At 58.4% G+C, this 16,959-nt stretch carries 15 protein-coding genes; 5 read left to right on the top strand and 10 right to left on the bottom strand.

Annotation, left to right across the window (positions count from 1 at the left end):
- Together RSSM_RS21275 and RSSM_RS21270 are read left to right on the top strand one after the other, a co-directional pair.
- The coding region (locus RSSM_RS21275) for a DNA translocase FtsK (protein ID WP_044303197.1) at window positions 1–1,932 on the top strand (1,932 nt) is incomplete at its 5' end.
- A gap of 133 nt (window positions 1,933–2,065) precedes the next feature.
- A complete protein-coding gene (locus RSSM_RS21270; protein ID WP_144060008.1) occupies window positions 2,066–2,434 on the top strand; it encodes a hypothetical protein in 369 nt (122 codons plus the stop codon).
- Window positions 2,435–2,560: 126 nt separating this feature from the next.
- On the opposite strand, the gene RSSM_RS21265 is transcribed toward RSSM_RS21270, so the two are convergent.
- From RSSM_RS21265 to RSSM_RS21250, 4 genes are all read right to left on the bottom strand, one after another.
- A complete protein-coding gene (locus RSSM_RS21265; protein WP_236621290.1) occupies window positions 2,561–2,911 on the bottom strand; it encodes a hypothetical protein in 351 nt (116 codons plus the stop codon).
- Window positions 2,912–2,925: 14 nt separating this feature from the next.
- Complete coding sequence (locus RSSM_RS21260) at window positions 2,926–4,383, bottom strand: sigma-54-dependent transcriptional regulator (RefSeq protein WP_044303207.1); 1,458 nt, start codon at window positions 4,381–4,383, stop codon at window positions 2,926–2,928.
- A gap of 479 nt (window positions 4,384–4,862) precedes the next feature.
- Entirely contained in the window at window positions 4,863–5,126 is a 264-nt protein-coding gene (locus tag RSSM_RS21255) for a hypothetical protein (protein WP_008683718.1), read from the bottom strand.
- Window positions 5,127–5,131: 5 nt separating this feature from the next.
- On the bottom strand, window positions 5,132–5,671 hold the full coding sequence (locus tag RSSM_RS21250) for a phage holin family protein (protein WP_044303196.1): 540 nt from the start codon (window positions 5,669–5,671) through the stop codon (window positions 5,132–5,134).
- Here RSSM_RS21250 and RSSM_RS34185 point away from each other — a divergent pair.
- Window positions 5,644–5,865: a hypothetical protein gene (locus tag RSSM_RS34185; RefSeq protein ID WP_173403173.1), complete on the top strand. Its 222-nt coding sequence runs from the start codon at window positions 5,644–5,646 to the stop codon at window positions 5,863–5,865. The genes RSSM_RS21250 and RSSM_RS34185 overlap by 28 nt on opposite strands.
- Here the strand turns inward: RSSM_RS34185 and RSSM_RS21240 are convergent.
- Together RSSM_RS21240 and RSSM_RS21235 are read right to left on the bottom strand one after the other, a co-directional pair.
- A complete protein-coding gene (locus RSSM_RS21240) occupies window positions 5,859–6,287 on the bottom strand; it encodes a hypothetical protein (protein WP_008683712.1) in 429 nt (142 codons plus the stop codon). The two genes, RSSM_RS34185 and RSSM_RS21240, sit on opposite strands and share 7 nt — an antisense overlap.
- 2 nt (window positions 6,288–6,289) lie before the next feature.
- Entirely contained in the window at window positions 6,290–6,718 is a 429-nt protein-coding gene (locus RSSM_RS21235; protein ID WP_008683711.1) for a CsbD family protein, read from the bottom strand.
- 345 nt (window positions 6,719–7,063) lie between these two features.
- Here RSSM_RS21235 and RSSM_RS21230 point away from each other — a divergent pair, with 345 nt between their 5' ends.
- On the top strand, window positions 7,064–8,446 hold the full coding sequence (locus tag RSSM_RS21230) for a beta-ketoacyl-[acyl-carrier-protein] synthase family protein (protein WP_008683709.1): 1,383 nt from the start codon (window positions 7,064–7,066) through the stop codon (window positions 8,444–8,446).
- Window positions 8,447–8,813: 367 nt separating this feature from the next.
- Here RSSM_RS21230 and RSSM_RS21225 read toward each other — a convergent pair whose 3' ends face one another.
- Window positions 8,814–10,286 carry a sulfatase gene (locus tag RSSM_RS21225; RefSeq protein ID WP_144060007.1) on the bottom strand — a complete coding sequence of 491 codons (1,473 nt, stop codon included), beginning with the start codon at window positions 10,284–10,286 and terminating at the stop codon, window positions 8,814–8,816.
- 457 nt (window positions 10,287–10,743) lie between these two features.
- Here RSSM_RS21225 and RSSM_RS21220 point away from each other — a divergent pair, with 457 nt between their 5' ends.
- A complete protein-coding gene (locus RSSM_RS21220) occupies window positions 10,744–12,210 on the top strand; it encodes a sulfatase family protein (protein WP_008683703.1) in 1,467 nt (488 codons plus the stop codon).
- A gap of 2 nt (window positions 12,211–12,212) precedes the next feature.
- Here RSSM_RS21220 and RSSM_RS21215 read toward each other — a convergent pair whose 3' ends face one another.
- The 3 genes from RSSM_RS21215 to RSSM_RS35595 all read right to left on the bottom strand — a co-directional run bounded on the left by RSSM_RS21215 (window position 12,213) and on the right by RSSM_RS35595 (window position 16,925).
- On the bottom strand, window positions 12,213–13,877 hold the full coding sequence (locus tag RSSM_RS21215; protein ID WP_008683701.1) for a Na+/H+ antiporter NhaC family protein: 1,665 nt from the start codon (window positions 13,875–13,877) through the stop codon (window positions 12,213–12,215).
- Between the two features lie 181 nt (window positions 13,878–14,058).
- On the bottom strand, window positions 14,059–16,365 hold the full coding sequence (leuS, locus tag RSSM_RS21210; RefSeq protein WP_449314187.1) for a leucine--tRNA ligase: 2,307 nt from the start codon (window positions 16,363–16,365) through the stop codon (window positions 14,059–14,061).
- Window positions 16,338–16,925, bottom strand: coding sequence for a class I tRNA ligase family protein (locus RSSM_RS35595; protein ID WP_008683697.1), 588 nt, complete (start codon window positions 16,923–16,925; stop codon window positions 16,338–16,340). Before RSSM_RS35595 ends, leuS begins: the two co-directional genes overlap by 28 nt.
- Window positions 16,926–16,959: the final 34 nt, after the last annotated feature.

Genomic DNA, 16,959 nt, shown 5'->3' with positions numbered 1-16,959 from the left:
ACCGCCGAAGAAACCGCGACCACGTCGAAGAAAGGCCTGAGCAAAGCCGCTGCACTGACCGCCGGATTAAAAGCCGTCACCGGATTGGGCTCGGCGAAAGAAAATGCGGCCGAAGAAGAGGAGTACGTCGAGGAAGAGGAATACGAGGAAGAAGCCGAACCGGTCACCCGCGAACTCGAAATCGAGGAAGAGGTGCATTCGCTTCGCAATGATGAGGCTCACGAGGAAACGCCCGAACCGAACGTGCAAATCCCGCGCAAGAAAGACATGCGTGCCCAACTCGATGACGCCGTTCAAGACACCAGTGACGATCTCTCCGACTACCACCTGCCTAGCCTCGAACTACTCGAGAGCAGCGACGGGTTCGACTACGACGAGCAGGAAGCCGAAGCCCGCCGCAAAGCGATTCTGCTGCAAGACACGATCTGCAACTTCGGGTGCAACGTCCGCGTCACCGATATTCAACTCGGACCGGTGATCGCGCAGTACGAAATCGAACTCGAAGCCGGCCTGCGACTGAACAAGATCAGCGCCCTCGCCGATGACCTCGCGATCGCGTTGCGAGTCCCCAGCGTTCGTGTCGTCGCGCCGATTCCCGGCAAGAACACCGTCGGCATCGAAGTCCCCAATGAGATCCGCCAAGTCGTGCGTCTGCGTGACGTGATCGAACAGTCCGACTCGCGCGTTCACAAGATGAACATCCCCGTCTTCCTCGGCCAAGACGTTTCCGGTGCACCGATGCCGGTCGACCTCGCCAAGATGCCCCACCTTTTGATCGCCGGTCGAACGGGTACGGGTAAGTCGGTCTGTCTCAACGCAATCATCGTCAGCATCCTGATGTGCTGCAAACCCGACGAAGTGCGGATGTTGATGATCGACCCGAAGATGGTGGAACTCAGCGGGTACGGTCGCCTGCCGCACCTGATGCACCCGGTGATCACGGACATGAAGAAGGCCGAAGCGATTCTCGGCTGGGCCGTCGACAAGATGGAAGAGCGTTACTCGCTGCTCGCCAAAGCAGGCGTGCGACACATCAACAGCTACAACGATCTCGGCCGTGAAGAAGTCCTGCGTCGTCTCGAAGTGGACGAAGAGGACGGCGGCAGCGACGTGCCCGACAAACTCCCGTTCATCGTGATCATCGCCGACGAGATGGCGGACCTGATGATGACGGCCGGCAAAGATGTCGAGCAACACATCATTCGTCTGGCGCAAAAGAGTCGTGCGGTCGGAATCCACCTGATCCTCGCGACGCAGAAACCGACCGTCGACGTCATCACGGGTTTGATCAAGAGTAACCTTCCGGCACGCTTGAGTTTCCAGGTGGCCAGTAAGACGGACAGCCGCGTGGTGCTCGATGAAAACGGGGCCGACAAATTGCTCGGTAACGGGGACATGTTGTTCCTATGGCCGGGAACGAGCACGCTGATTCGTGGACAGGGCACGTATCTCTCCGACGCGGAAATCGACCGAGTCTGCGATCACTGCAGCAGCGGTGGAGAACAACGCTTTATCGGCGAATTGATGAACCTCAAGGTCGACGCCGATGGGGAATCGTCCGGTGGCGAACTCAACGTCGAGAACCTTCGCAAGAAGGACGAACTGTACGAAAGCGCGATCGAAGTCGTCGTGCGAGAAGGCCGCGGTTCGCTGTCGCTGATCCAACGGTGCCTCGGAATCGGCTATGGACGTGCGGCTCGATTGGTCGACTACATGGCCGAAGACGGCATCGTCGGCCAGTACAACGGTTCGAAATCGCGCGAGGTGCTGTTGACCATGGCCCAGTGGCAACAGATGCAAGGGTTGCCGGTCGACGGCGAAGAGGCGGAAGAAGATTCCGTCGCAACCGCTTCGGCGGAAACCGCAGAACAGTACGAGGAGTACGAAGAAGAATACGAGGACGACGGCGAATACGAAGACGTCGACGATTGATGCCGCCCGTCTGCGGTCACCTGAATTGATTGCGGCAAATAACGCGGCCGGCTTTGGCGTGATGTTTGCGACGTTGGTTGGCAGTAGGCAGCGAATCCTGCCTGTTCACCCACGTCCTCCCAGGAAACTCGCGATGTCACCCAACGCTGAAATCGAAACCACGCTCGAACACCTCACTGAACTCTGCTGCGACGCACTCCAAGAGGGCGGTGAGTTCAACCACGAACGAGCCGAGCAGCTCACGTCGAACTTGTCCACCAACGGATGGGAACGTCACTCCGAAGGCAGACCACCGTTGTCGAACGTTCTCAAAGACCGTATCCGCGAAAGCTGCCGCGAACCGGCGATCCATCGTGGCGCCGCGATTGATGGCGTCGTCGGCGAAGTACAGTCTCTCTACGAACGAGCATCACGGTACAGCGGCAAAGCTCCTGGCGAAACGGAACAAGCCCAATCCGAACAAGCCCAATCCGAACAAGCCATGTCTCCACGCACGATGTAGCCGAAATCGCCCGAGTTCAACTACAGCGTAGACCGGTTTCTACCGGCCGATTCGCATTCGTGATTCGCATTCGTCCGGTGGGAACCGGACGTACATGATTTGCAAAAATGCCCTAACGCCGATCGTCTACGTGAGTTCGCTGACCGACTCGACGAGTTGATGCAACTGTGGTTTGAGCGTTGCGAACTGGTGGACGACTTCTTTCTCGTCGTCTTGGCGTGCCGAGTCAATCAGCGACTGCAACCCTTCAACGGGTTCACCGGTTTCGAACGTGCTGAGCAGCCCTTTCAGTGCGTGACCGGTTTTCGCAGCGGCTTCGAGGAAGCCGTTCGCGATCTCGCCTTCGAGCTTCTTCATAAGCTCCGGGGCATCCTCGGTCGCCATCTCGGCGAGCACGATGAGGATGTCCTCATCGTCACCTACCCGCTCCAGCGCGTTGGCAAAACGCTCTCGCTGCTGGCTCGACAATTTCGACATGTCTGACTTGGCATTCATCCTGCAGCCCCCACTTCGACGTCACTCTTCAGAACAATGTTGAATGAATTGATACGATCGCGAAGTTTTCCACGAGTAATCCCCAGGATCTCGGCCGCTTGACTTTGGTTCCCGTTGGTCTCTCGCAATACCTCGGTGATCACATAACGTTCCATATACTCAGTCGCCTCCGCATAGACGTTGGTCGAACCATTGTTGAGCAAGTCACGCACCAACTTCGGCAACCCAGCACCCGCGGCGGCTTTGTCTGTACTCGCACCGCTCGCCGCGGTCGTTCCTTTGTACCCGGTCACTTCCCGCGGCAAACCGTCGGGCGTGATCACCGGCATCACCGTGTCGAGCACGCAGCGACGAATCACCGCCCGCAATTGGCGAACGTTGCCCGGCCAATCGTAGGCCGACAGAAGTTCCACCGCCTCCGGCGACAGCCCCTCCAAATCGGGTTTGTTAAACTCTCGCTTCGCACCACTCAGAAAGAAACGAATCAACGCCGGCACGTCGCTGAGTCGATCACGCAAAGGCGGCAGCTCAATCGTCACGCCGTTGAGTCGATACAGCAAATCTTCGCGATACTCGCCATCGTCGACCATCTGTTCGAGCGGTCGGTTGGTCGCGGCGATGATGCGAACGTCCGTTTTCAATTCTTTGTTGCCACCCACGCGTTCAAAACGTTGGTCCTGCAAAACACGGAGTACCTTTGCCTGCACCGGAGACGCCATGTCGCCGATTTCATCAAGGAAGAGCGTGCCGCCGTTACACTGTTCGAACTTACCGATCCGCCGGGACTCGGCTCCGGTGAACGCCCCTTTCTCGTGACCGAAAAGTTCACTTTCGAGAAGGTTGTCCGGCAACGCGGCACAGTTCACCGCGAGGAACGTCTCTTCGCTACGCCGGCTGTATTGGTACAACGCGCGGGCAACCAGTTCTTTCCCTGTCCCGCTCTCGCCGCGGACAAGAATCGGAACGTCCTGCTTGGCGACCTTCCCGATCGCTTTGAACACATCGAGCATCGCGGGCGAGCGACCGATGAACAACTCGCCGCTGGCATCAGCCGATTCGTCGTCCGCCGAAATCGCGACGGGAACGCTGCTGATCTGTCGCTGCTCGATCGCCTTCTCGACCAGGTCTCGCAACGGGTCGACCGCGAGAGGTTTGGCGATGTAGTCGAACGCGCCCAACTGCATCGCTTCGATCGCGGTGTTACTGGCCGCCTCAATCGTCATGAAGATCACCGGGATGCGGCGGTCGTATTCGCGGATTTCGCAGAACACCGCCAACCCGTTCTGATCGGGCAGCTGGATATCCAACAGGACGGCGTCGAAATCACCCGCTTTCAGCTTTTCCATCCCCTCGGCCGCAGATGACGCGGTTTCGACATCGGCTATCGACGCGAGGGATTTCTGCGCAAGCGTCAGAATGAGACGATCATCGTCGATAACTAATAAACTCGGCATGGTTTTGCACCAAGAGGATTTGGGCTGCGTTTGATCCACCTTCGATGGCGAATTCTTTGGAACAGCAATTCCAGCGGACATAGATTTGCACCTGCGAGTTTACGCGATGAGTGAATCGGGTGTCGATCGGTTCAAAATGAGGACACCCCATTAGGAGAAGAATTCATGGACTCGGCCCTAAAAGGAGAACCGGGAACTTCTTTGATAAAACAGCGAACCACGGTCAGAAATGGCTCGAACAAACGCCACCGGCCGGACAAAGCGAGAGGCGGCGATTAGGGGCAGCACGATGGATTTCAACAACAACTCGCCCACCACAGACGACTCGTAGCGAAACTCGCGGAGAGTTTCGGCAGGTCCTGGGAATCACCGAAAGTCTTGGCGACTTTCGCTACGGCATTTGCCCTGACTCTTGGCCGTGGAACGCGACGAGCCCACCGCGGCGAACGGTGGGCTGGCGATGCCGCGGTGGTTGCGGCCTACGGTTTCAGTTTCCATCCGACAATGACGCCGAGGCCGAACGCCCAGCAAGCGGCAACGTCGGGATTTTCGCGTGCGTACTGCTTCGCGATACTGAACAGATCCTGAGCCGGCTCACGGACGAAGTGACGGGCGGCGTCCTGGGCCACTTCACCGGCCTGGCTGGCTGCTCGGGAAGCGGCCTGACGTGCCTGATCGGAGACCTGTTCCGTGTGGGTTGCGGTGGGATGATGAGTTGCGGTGGGATTAACGGACTGCGACATGAGATTTACCTATGGGAAAGGGGGTTACGTTCGAGGAAACGATCGGAGTAATGGGATTCGTCGTACCCGCCCTCGTTTGATGGGCGGCGGGAAGCGGCGTGCGGGTCGTCGAATGACTCGCGGCGGAATTGGTTCCGCGGTGAGCTCTCGGGTGCGATCAACGTCGCCTTGAGCCATCGCAGGTTTTCTGCGAACTCGGACTTGGTTTCCGCCATCGCATCGCTCGCCGCTTGAACCGCTCGCAGGGCGAGCCACCCGAGCACCGCGACCACTACGAAGACCAGCAGGCAAACCACCAACATCGCCCCACCGTCAGACAGTTCCGTGAACTCACCGAGCAGCAAGCCGAACGCGATCATCAACACCGTCAACGCGGATCCCGCCAGGACGGCGGCAGTAACCGCAAAAACAATCGACCGGGTGAGCTTTCGTTTTGCTTCTTGCGAATCGACCGAAATCAACTGCATCTGCAACTCGAATAACTCACACACGTCTTGCGCGACGCGTCGGAAACTCGATGGTCTGGATGAAGGGTTATCTTGCATTGGGGTCACCAATTCTTTCTTTTCACGAGCCAACCAACGGTCAGCCCAAATACGAGTGCGGCGGACAGCGCCGCGACTGGCTGTTTCTCAACGAACCGCTCGAGCACACGCACGGGCCGCTGTTCGTCTTCTTCGACTGCGACGGCGTGGTGGCGGGCGACATCGGGACGGTTCTGGATGGGAGCAATCATTGACGGATCTCCGGGTGTGGGCTCATCGAGTCGACGGGTGCGCTGGAAGGCATCGCACCGCCCGCTGAGAACTTGGTGGCGATTTGGTTCGCAGCCACCGTTGCGGCTTGACGCATCAACAGTGTCGCGAAGGCGCCAGCAACCCCGCCGAGCAGACCTCGCTTGGTTGGCTCTGCCGGCGGTGCTGATGTCTCGTGACGGACGACCACCGGGGCCGATCGCTTGGCGGGCACGACCAGGTAGCCGAGCACGGCGGTTGCCGCCATGACCGCGAGCGGCCGACGCGACACGTGGTACTTCCAATCCGACAGTTGCTTCACGCGCTCGCGAGCGTCGTCGACGTCATAGGGCAGTTCGCTGCGAATCTCGCGCATCGAGGCGCGAATTGCTTCGGACTGACGGCGTGTTGCGGTCGTGACAGCCATGACTATTTCTTTCGGCCGAGGAAGAACAACGCACCGGCGGCGATCCCCAACCCGAAGGCGATCGCCATCGATTCGGCAGGTCGCGTTCGAACCGTATGGGCGACCTTGGCGGAGTAGTCCGACGAATACGCGGCGATCCGGTCGGCTTGCTGGCGTGCGTATTGGGTCGCCTCATCGGCCATCCGCTGAGCCGTGTCGGCATACTGCTGAACGGTCTCGGCGGCTTGGTCGCTCATCGAACCGTTGAACATTCCGTCGATGAAGTTTTCGATCTCACGACGCGTTGCACCGGTCTTCTGCTGGACGACTCCGACGAGCTGGTCGGCGTTGCCTTCGGCTTGACTCAGGTCGTCATCGGTGAGTTGCCCCCAATGCTCTTTGAGGCGTCCTTTGACTTCGTTCCAGTGGCCTTTGATTTCTTCTCGATTCATAGCAATCTCCTTCCAAAAAGTTGTGCGGTTTTCAGCCCTGCGATTCTCTGTTGGGCGAGCGGTGGAGACTGAGTTGCATTCGGCGTGCCACTTTTGAAAACACGCTACAGATTAGGAAACCGCGTCGACAAATGGCCGATAAACGCACACGCTGAACGCTCGGCGATCGCCAACGGACAACTCGAAAACGCGGGTTGCAGGCGGAGTTACCTGCGAATCAGTCATTCGTGGGTGCGGCCATTCCGCTCCGCTATCTGTACTTTGGAGCGACGTTCCTTCCGCCGTCCGGATTTGCTATCTTCGCGTCGTTGTGAAATCCACCTCCTTTGCCAACACTACTACTTCATGTCCGCATCCCCACCCGCAAACTCGCCCGCTGTCGATACTTCGGTGAATTCGAACGGATCGCCTCGTCGTCCTGTCACGAGTGTCGTGATCACCGGATTAGGCGTTATCAGCCCGCTGGGCAACACACCGGACGAACTGGTCGACGGTCTGAATGCCGGCAAATCCGGGATCGCAGCCTTCACCCAAGTACCGACCGAGGCGTTTTCGGCGAGCTATGGTGCCGAGGCGACTCAGTTCACCGGGCACATCAGCGACTACGGTCCGCTCGAAAAGGCGCTGCAGCGGACGATCCGCAAAGGTAGCAAAGTGATGTGCCGCGAGATCGAAATGGGGGTCGCATCGGCCCAGTTGGCTCTGCATGACGCCGGACACTCGGCCGAAACATTCGACCGCGACCGTACCGGTGTGCTGTTCGGTTCCGACTACATCATGTCGTTGCCGGACGAATACACCGCCGGGATCGCCGCGTGCATCGAGGACGGGGAATTCAACTTCGCCAAATGGGGCGAGTTGGGACTGCCGAAGGTCAACCCGCTGTGGTTGTTGAAATACCTCCCCAACATGCCGGCGTCGCATATCGCGATCTACAACGATCTACGCGGTCCGAATAACTCACTGACCCTGCGGGAAGCCTCCGGTGGAGCAGCGATCGCGGAAGCCACCTCGACCATCTTGCGCGGCCATGCCGAAGCGTTGGTCGTCGGCGCGACCGGTTCACGTGTCCACCCGCTGCGGACCTTGCACGCGTCGCTGCAGGAAAAACTCGCCGGCAATCGCGACGACTGCGACACGATGTCGCGACCGTTCGATTCCAGCCGCGACGGCAGCGTTCTTGGCGAAGGCGCCGCCTCGATGCTCTGTGAAGCTCGCGAACACGCCGAAGCACGCGGCGCCAATATCCTCGGAGAAGTACTCGGCTACGGCACCAGTGCGGTGGGCGAGAGCGGCGGGCCACGCCCGATTCAAATCGCGATCGCCAACGCACTCAAAGCGACCCTGCGATCGGCCAAAGCAGCCGGCCACGGCGAAACGCCGATCGGACATATTCACGCTCACGGTTTGTCGGATGTCGACATCGACAAAGATGAAGCCGCTGCGATCTGCGAAGTGTTCGGCGACGCGAAAACACAACCACCGGTCACGACCGCCAAAGGCCACTTCGGCAACCTCGGTGCCGGTGGCGGCATGGTCGAAATCATCGCCAGCCTCAAAAGCCTCGGCGGCGACCTGTTCCCGATTCGCAACCTCGAATCGCTCGATGAAAACTGCCCGATCAACGCGGTCAACGCCCCTGGCGTTCCAGCCGGCGACAGCTTCATCAGCGTCAACGTGACGCCTCAAGGCCAAGCCTCCGCAGTCTGGATCCGCAAAGCATCCTGAGAGCCTTGTGCCGCGTCACGATCAAGAATGAGGATTCAAAGGCGTAGCAAAAGTCGCCAAGACTTTCGGTAATTCACGAGCCCTCCCGAAACTCTTGGCGGGCTGTTGATTTATTCGTTTAACGGGCAGCCAAAGGCGACCTGCTTGCCACTGCACGTCGCCTACGGCTACCGGTTAAACGAAAACAGGTTGACTCTTGAATTAAATCGACAAACCGTTGGCGAGTTTCGCGACCCGAAAACGAGGCTTTGACGCACCACTAGGATCACGGCAACCGAATCCAGACGCTCGGCACAGACACCGTTGGAGTCCAGCCTTTAGGCGATCCGGAGCTGATCGTGGCTGGTAATGCACCAGGGCGTCTTCTCTATTTGCCCAACCGCGCCTCGAAGATGGCGCGTTCTTTCTCGGCAAGCTCTTTTACAGAAGACAGGTTCATTCCAGGACTCGTCTTTTTCCTCGCGGGATTGCGCCGCGGCATTTCGGCCGACATTCCCTTCAATGCGAGATCCAATCGATGGTTGAGAGCAGCCAGCCTTTCGGGAGTAGTCGCCGCAAGATCCTTTTGCTCGTAGGGATCATCCTTCAAGTTATAAAGCAAGCATCCCCCGGTTTCGTCGTTGAAAAACCGTATCAGTTTCCATCCGTCGACAATGATCGCCGAGTACGGTCCGGTGGCGTGTGTGTAATGGGGAAAGTGAAAGACGAGAGGACGGTCCTCCAGCTCAGTCCCCTTCGTGAGATGCGGCATCAGGTTGATCCCATCAACGTGTTGCTGCGGGCGTTGCGGCAATCCGGTCGCGGCCAACATCGTGGGATAGAGATCCATCGCGATCACACGCTCTTGCGAAACCGTCGGCTTGATTTTCCCGGACCACTTCACGATGAACGGCACCCGCGTGCCGGCTTCGAACGGAAAACTCTTGCCACCCATGAGCGGATAGTTCGATGTGGCGCGCGGCGTCCAACCGCCGTTATCTGACGTAAACAAAACCAGCGTTTTTTCTTCCAAGCCCAACTCCTGCAGCGCCGCGGACAAACGTCCAATGCTTTCATCGATCGATTCCATCACCGCCGCGTATTGGGGATTGTTCTGATCGGTGGCGGGTTTGTTTTGATAGTGGCCTACCTTTTCGGGTTTGGGATGGATAGGTGCGTGGGCCAAATAGTGAGAGAGTACCGCCAGAAAAGGTCGGTCTTTGTTTTTGGTCATGAAGTCGATGCATTGGTCGGTGAGCACGTCGGCCAAGTAGGCCTCGGGATCAACTCCCTCCATGTTGGCACCGTAGTCTTTGAAGGTTTTCATCCAGTGGCCCGACTTTCCCGTCCCCACCGCTTGGACGCGATACCCCTTCGCCACCTGAAAGCCGCGGTCGTCCGGATAGTAGTTCGGACATTCGCCGATATGCCATTTTCCGAAAAAGCCCGTCCGGTAGCCGCCGTCGACAAAGGCTTCCGCGAAAATCACCTCCGAAATGGGCAAGACATGACGGTTCCGCGCTTCGAGCGCCCGATGGTCAGCCCCGGAATACTTGCTCGTGTCATGCAAGCGGTCGTCCGGCCCGGGCGGTCCATGAAACACGTTCGTCAATTTCGTACGCGCGGGATACTTGCCGGAAAAGAGCGCACCACGCGAAGGTGCGCACACTACCGACGCCGAATAGCCGTTCAGAAAGCGGGCGCCCTCGGCCGCCATGCGGTCAAGATTCGGCGTTTCGTAAAAGGTGCTGCCGGCGCACCCCATATCCTTCCACCCCATGTCATCGACCAAAACCAACAGGATGTTAGGCCGTTCCCCCTGTGCCCCCTGTGCCCCCTGTGCCATCCAAAAGAACAGCATGACCAATATCCATGATTGCAGAGATGCAACGACGCAAAGGTGACCCAAACCCGCGACTTCGCGTGTTGCGTGCTGACCAGCAACGCGTCGTTTCCGTTCGCTCAATTTGACCCACTGGATTGTTTCCACGATCGTCCTTCGTTCTTACTGCGTTGACTTGAATCACCGGTTCTATTTCCCGAGGCCCTCGTTGCCTATCACCAGAGAGCGGGGAGAGGTAGCGTTTAACTTACCCCTCGTCGGCTGAAGTCGAACGGGAGAGGATCAGACATCTGTTCCCAACGGAGCCTTCCACTGACGCTGGAACGAGCGATCGGATCGGATCGCGTCCTTGTGAGGAAACGTTCGCGAAGAACGCTCCTTAAAACCTCGAAAACGTGGCAACCGACCACGCCGCAAACTCTATCGACTATGCTGGAGTCTCCTACCTCCAGCCCTCGATATTCCTCCCGGCGCTATGACTCAATCGGTATCCGCTCCCTCGCGTTTTCTGCATCATTTTCTCCTGTGGACCATCGCGATTGCCTGCGTCAGCACCCGGGTTGTACTCCCGCGAGACGCGCACCTGTCCGCCGCCGACGGGCCGACCGAACAGACGTCCGACGCGTCTGACTCTTCCGATCCACCACTCAATGTTCTCGTCCTCTACGCGGACGATTGGCGTTTTGACACGCTCGGTGTTGCGGGCAATCCGATCGTGCAAACACCGAATCTCGATCAACTCGCCGGAGAGTCCATTCGGTTTACCCACAACTGCGTCACGACGGCGATCTGCGGAGTCAGCCGCGCGTGTTTGTTCACCGGGCAAATGATGTCGCGTCACGGTTGCTTCGGGTTCAAAGCCTTCCAAACTCCGTGGGAAGAAACCTACCCCGGTTTGCTTCGCCAGAACGGCTACCACGTCGGGCATGTTGGAAAGTGGCACAACGGCAAATTCCCTGCAGAGCATTTCGACTTCGGACGTTCCTACTACGGCAGACACTGGTTCAAACAACCCGACGGGTCTGAGATTCACGTCACCGCGAAGAACGAAAACGACGCCCTCGAGTTTCTCGAAACACGCCCCAAAGACAAACCGTTTTGCCTGACGGTCGCATTCTTCGCCACGCATGCCCAAGACGGCCACCCCGATCAGTTTCTCCCGCAACCCGAAAGCATGTCGTTGTATCAGGACGTCGAAATCCCCGTCCCGGTCAACGCCACACAAGAATCGTTCGAGCGTCTACCTGAATTCGTCGGCAACGAAAAGAACGAAGGCCGCAACCGATGGCATTGGCGGTTCGACACGCCGGAGAAGTTCCAACGGATGATGAAAAACTACTACCGTCTGGCAACCGAAGTTGACAGCACCTGCGGGCGGATCCTGCAGCAACTCGAAGAAGACGGTGTTCGTGATCGGACGCTGGTCATCTTCACCACCGACAACGGATACTACCACGCCGAACATGGTCTGGCGGACAAGTGGTACCCACACCAAGAAAGCATCCGTGTCCCCCTGATCATCAACGACCCACGACTCCCGGACGATCGACAGGGACAAACCAACGACGAATTCACGCTCAGCATTGATCTCGCGCCAACGATTCTCTCCGCAGTCGGCGTTGATGCTCCCGATGGAATGCAAGGCCGCGACATCAGCCAACTGTATCTCGAAGATCCCTCATCGCTCGCCGAACAACCTTGGCGAACGGAGTTCTTCTACGAACACCCGACGATCCGCAGCAAGGACTTCATCCCGTATTCCGAAGCACTCGTGCGGAAAGATTGGAAGTATTTTTACTGGCCCGAATTCGATCGCGAGCAGTTGTTTCACATCGCCACCGACCCGCTCGAGGAAAACGACCTCGCCGCCAACCCGGAACACGAAGCCAAACTGATCGAAATGCGTACGCGATTTGCCAAACTGAAAGCTCAGGCGAAATAGGGTCAAGCGGCAGGCTGCTTGCCTAGCCACCGCACCGCTGCGATCAGGCAGCCGGTGCCTGCGGCCAAACACAGCCATACCGGAACGCCAAACGCGACCGGAAGGGTTCCCGTCACGACGCAAACACCGCCGGCGAGCAACGCGTAGGGCATCTGTGTCCTGACATGCAGGACGTGATCGCAATCACAGGCCCGGCTCGATAGGACCGTGGTGTCGGAGATCGGCGAGCAGTGGTCTCCAAAGATCGCTCCCGCCAACACGCCGCTGAATGTCGCCAACGCGAGTGGTGAGTTCACAACGTCGCTCGCCAAGTTCGAATTCGCCTGCATGTCCAGCACGAGACTGACCGCGATCGGCGTCACAATCGCCATCGTTCCCCAACTCGTGCCCGTCGAAAACGCGATCACTCCCGCGAGCAGAAACACACACGTCGGAAGGATCCGGATGTCAATCGCGTCGGTCAGAACGCTCGCGAGGAAACCTCCCGTGTCCAACGCCTCTTTCCCGGTCATGGCGGACAACGCCCACGCCAACCACAGCACAAACATCGCCGGCATCATCTGAGCCGCACCACTGCCAACCCCACGAAAGACCTGGGTTTTCGAAACGCCGGTGCCGACAAATGCGAACAACAACGCGGTCGCCAACCCCGCACCGCCACCAACCATCAACGCCAAATACGAATCGCCGGAACCGATCACGTCTCCGGCACGGCGGAGCCAACCGACCGCACCATCTGTCGCACCGCTTGCCTCCTGCACCGCGACGGCAGCCGACACGTCGCCCTCGCTCAAACTGGCCATCCCGGTGTAGATCAATGTCGCCAACACCGCCGCCAAACAAACCAACACGGGCGAGAACGCTGCCCCCATGTCCGACCACCGCGTCTTCGGATCGGGAGCCCGAGCTGCATCTTCAAGATGACCATGTTGTTCTTTTGCGGCATCCTTCAACGCCGCCTGTTCGGCTGCGTGCATCGGCCCAAAATCTCGACCGGTACGCGCGATCACGAACACGAGAAAAAGTGCAAACCACGGATAGAACCGATACGGAATGCTCTGCAAAAAGAAATCAAATACGGCGATCGAAGCCTCGCCGTTGTTCGCCGAGTAAACGGATGCATCGATGCCCGCCTGCAGATAGCTGAGCTCCGTGGCCACCCAGGTACTCACCAGAGCCAAACCGGCCACCGGTGCCGCGGTGCTGTCGACCAAATACGCGAGTTTGGCTCGCGAAAGACCGAACCGGTCCGAAGTCGAACGCATCGTCCCTCCGACGAGCAACGTGTTCGCGTAGTCGTCGAAGAACACCGCCAGCCCGGTCGCGGCGATCATCCCCTGTGCCCCGCGGCGGTCGCGAACCCGACTCGCCAACCGAGCAATCGTGCGTTTCATCGCGCCGGAAACTTCGATCACACCGACCATCATCCCGAGCAGCAGCGTGAACACCAACACGCGCAGATGATCACCGTCCCAAACCGAGTCCCAAATACTGCGGACGAAGATTGCGCACGTCGTCAGAACCAAACCCGATTCCGGCGTGCCCCACGCGAGCAACCCGGCACCCAGCAGGATCCCGGCCGCCAACGGCAACAACACATGCCGCGTGAGCAACGCCAAAACGATCGCCAACAGCGGCGGCAGAAGACTCGTGTACCCGTATTCCAAGAGAACGATGCTCGACGGTGGACAGTGATCACATGAAAACGATTCGGGGCGGCACGCTGACCGCCGCCCCTAACGTATCCCATTGACCGACCAACGTCATGCAAAGACGCACGGCGAATACACGTATCGGGGAAATCACCCCGCACACGCCCGTACGGTCAGAAAACCCGCAAACGCGGCGCTACTTCACGACCAGGTTCACCATGCGTCCGGGAACGGCGATCTCTTTGACGACGTTCTTTTCACCGATCGCGGCTTGGACCTGCTCGTCACCCTTGGCGGCTTCGATCATCTGATCCTTGCTCGCATCGGGCGGCACGTTGATCTTCGCTTTCAGCTTACCATTGATCTGCACCGGAATTTCGATGCTCGATTCCTTCAACGCCTCTTCGTCCCACTGCGGCCACGGCTCTCTCGAAATGGATTCCTCGTGACCGAGCAATCGCCACAACTCTTCGGCAATATGCGGTGCGTAGGGATGCAACAGAACGAGGAACGTTTCCATCGCCGCACGTGGTCGTTTCTCGCTGCGGGTGAAGTGATTGGAGAACTCCATCATCTTCGCGATCGCGGTATTGAAACTCATCGCCTCGGTGTCTTCGGTCACCTTGCGAATCGTTTGATGCAGGACACGCAGTTGCTCTTCGTCGCAAGGTTCGTCAACGATGGCACCGGAGAGTTGCAACTCATCGGCTTTGTCGTCGACCATCAATCGCCAAACGCGATCAAGGAATCCACGGACGCCACCCACCCCGGTCATCACCCACGGCTTGGTCGCCTCGAGCGGTCCCATGAACATTTCATACAGCCGTAGCGAGTCGGCACCGTAATCACGAACAACGCCATCCGGGTTGACCACGTTGCCTCGTGTTTTACTCATCTTGAATGCACGGCTGTCGATTTTGATCGACGGGTCGGACTTCAGAACGAAGCCTTCGCCTTTCTTCTCGACGTCGTCTTCGGCGATCTTCACCGACTCAACCACGCGGCCGTCTTTGGTCACTCGGTTGCCCTCTGCGTCACGACGAACGTTCTTCACCGACACCGGTTTCCCGTCGTCATCGACATAGCCTGAGAATTCGACTTCGCCGAGGATCATCCCTTGGTTGACCAGTTTGCGAAACGGTTCGGGGCATGTCACATATCCACGGTCATAGAGCACCTTGTGCCAGAACCGCGAGTACAACAGGTGCAACACCGCGTGCTCGGCACCACCGACATACAAATCGACCGGCATCCATGCTTTCTCGAGTTCCGGATCGATAAGCTGTTTTTCGTTCTTCGGATCGATGTATCGCAGGTAGTACCAACAGGAACCTGCCCATTGCGGCATCGTGTTGGTTTCGCGGCGGTAACGCTTGCCATCGATTTCCACGATCAACCAATCGTCATCGGCTTTCGCCAACGGCGGCTCGGGACGTCCGTGCGGTTTGAAGTCTTCGAGTTCCGGAAGGGTGACAGGCAATTGTTCTTCGGGAACCGCGCGTTTCATCCCGGTCGGATTTCCCTCGGCGTCGATCTCGTGGAGGATCGGGAACGGTTCGCCCCAGAAACGTTGGCGACTGAACAACCAATCTCGCAGTTTAAAATTGACCGCTTCGCGTGCGAGCCCTTCTTCGGCCAACCGGGCCGTCAACGCTTTCTTCACCTCGGCGGTGGACTTGCCGTTAAACTCGCCGCTGTTGATCGCTTCGCCTTCAGCGGCGAAGCAGGCTTTGCCGGCAAGGATTTCTTCGCGTTGTTCGTGATCTTTGGGCGGATTCACAACCGGGATCACCGGCAAATCGAACGCCACGGCAAACTCGAAGTCACGCACGTCGTGAGCGGGAACCGCCATGATCGCACCCGTCCCGTATCCAGCGAGAACATAGTCCGCGACCCAAACCGGAATGGCTCTTCCGTCGGCGGGATTGATCGCATGCGAACCGGTGAAGACGCCGGTCTTCGCTCGGTCACCGTCGGTTCGCTCGCGGTCACTTTTGAAGGACGCCTTCTCGCAGTACTCGTCGACTTCCGATTTTTGTTCGGGAGTTACCAATCGATCGATCAACGGGTGTTCGGGCGAAACGACCATGTAGGTCGCACCGAACAGCGTATCGGGGCGAGTCGTGTAAACACGCAAACTGTCGCGTCCAGGTTCTCCGGGGAAACCATTGGTTGCCCGCGAGCGTTTCCACGCGACATAGGGACCGGTTTCGTCTTCGCCCGATGCACCTCCGGATTGCAAATAGAAGTCGACCTCCGCACCGGTACTGCGTCCGATCCAATCGAACTGCAATTTCTTGATCCCCGCCGGCCAATCGAGGTCATCAAGGCCCTCGAGCAGACGTTCGGCGTAGTCGGTGATCCGCAACATCCATTGCCGCAGCGGAATCCGTTTGACAGGATGCCCGCCGACTTCGCTCTTGCCGTCGACGACCTCTTCGTTGGCGAGCACCGTGCCGAGCTTCGCACACCAGTTCACCAGTGCGTCATCCTGGTAGGCCAACCGCCGTGAATCGCGGTACAGTTCGATCGCTTCCTCTCCTTGGGCGTCACCTCGTCCGGGATCGGCAGTTCCGCAATCGGGCGGCCTTTCTGCAGCTCGGTATCGAACCAGGTGTCATACAGAACGAGGAAAATCCACTGCGTCCAACGAAAGTACGCTTCGTCGGTCGTTGCTAAGACACGGTCCCAATCGTAGCTGAAACCGAGCATTTTGAGTTGGCGGGTGAAGTTGTCGATGTTTCGCTGCGTTTGCACCCGAGGGTGTTCGCCGGTGCGGATCGCATGCTCTTCGGCAGGCAAGCCGAAAGCATCGAATCCCATCGGGTGCAGAACGTTTTCGCCTCGTGCCCGCGCGAATCGCGAGATGATGTCCGTCGCGGTATAGCCCTCGGGGTGACCGACGTGCAAACCGTCTCCGCTGGGATAAGGAAACATGTCGAGCACATATCGTTTGGCCGCATCACTTTGAAGGTCCGCCTTGGACGGCGTCGCAAACGTATTGTGTTCGTCCCAATAGGATTGCCAGCGGGGTTCGATCTCGTTGGGGTTGTAGCGGACCATAGGTGGTTCAAAGAGCGTATGTCGAGGAAACGGG

The sequence above is a fragment of the Aporhodopirellula sallentina SM41 genome (genome assembly GCF_000346505.1).
GTDB classification, from domain to species: Bacteria; Planctomycetota; Planctomycetia; order Pirellulales; family Pirellulaceae; genus Rhodopirellula; species Rhodopirellula sallentina.
Note: the sequence above shows the minus strand (reverse complement) of the source record. Positions and strands in the feature narration are given on the sequence as shown.

What these genes read in the sequence shown, in the direction of transcription:
- RSSM_RS21265 (WP_236621290.1), bottom strand. Translation starts at nt 2,911, where the DNA reads ATGTCGAAATTGTCGAGCCAGCAGCGAGAGCGTTTTGCCAACGCGCTG.
- RSSM_RS21225 (WP_144060007.1), bottom strand. Translation starts at nt 10,286, where the DNA reads ATGCTGTTCTTTTGGATGGCACAGGGGGCACAGGGGGCACAGGGGGAA.
- RSSM_RS35595 (WP_008683697.1), bottom strand. Translation starts at nt 16,925, where the DNA reads ATGGTCCGCTACAACCCCAACGAGATCGAACCCCGCTGGCAATCCTAT.
- RSSM_RS21235 (WP_008683711.1), bottom strand. Translation starts at nt 6,718, where the DNA reads ATGAATCGAGAAGAAATCAAAGGCCACTGGAACGAAGTCAAAGGACGC.
- RSSM_RS21220 (WP_008683703.1), top strand. Translation starts at nt 10,744, where the DNA reads ATGACTCAATCGGTATCCGCTCCCTCGCGTTTTCTGCATCATTTTCTC.
- RSSM_RS21270 (WP_144060008.1), top strand. Translation starts at nt 2,066, where the DNA reads ATGTCACCCAACGCTGAAATCGAAACCACGCTCGAACACCTCACTGAA.
- RSSM_RS34185 (WP_173403173.1), top strand. Translation starts at nt 5,644, where the DNA reads ATGGTCTGGATGAAGGGTTATCTTGCATTGGGGTCACCAATTCTTTCT.
- RSSM_RS21240 (WP_008683712.1), bottom strand. Translation starts at nt 6,287, where the DNA reads ATGGCTGTCACGACCGCAACACGCCGTCAGTCCGAAGCAATTCGCGCC.
- RSSM_RS21230 (WP_008683709.1), top strand. Translation starts at nt 7,064, where the DNA reads ATGTCCGCATCCCCACCCGCAAACTCGCCCGCTGTCGATACTTCGGTG.
- RSSM_RS21250 (WP_044303196.1), bottom strand. Translation starts at nt 5,671, where the DNA reads ATGCAAGATAACCCTTCATCCAGACCATCGAGTTTCCGACGCGTCGCG.
- RSSM_RS21255 (WP_008683718.1), bottom strand. Translation starts at nt 5,126, where the DNA reads ATGTCGCAGTCCGTTAATCCCACCGCAACTCATCATCCCACCGCAACC.
- RSSM_RS21260 (WP_044303207.1), bottom strand. Translation starts at nt 4,383, where the DNA reads ATGCCGAGTTTATTAGTTATCGACGATGATCGTCTCATTCTGACGCTT.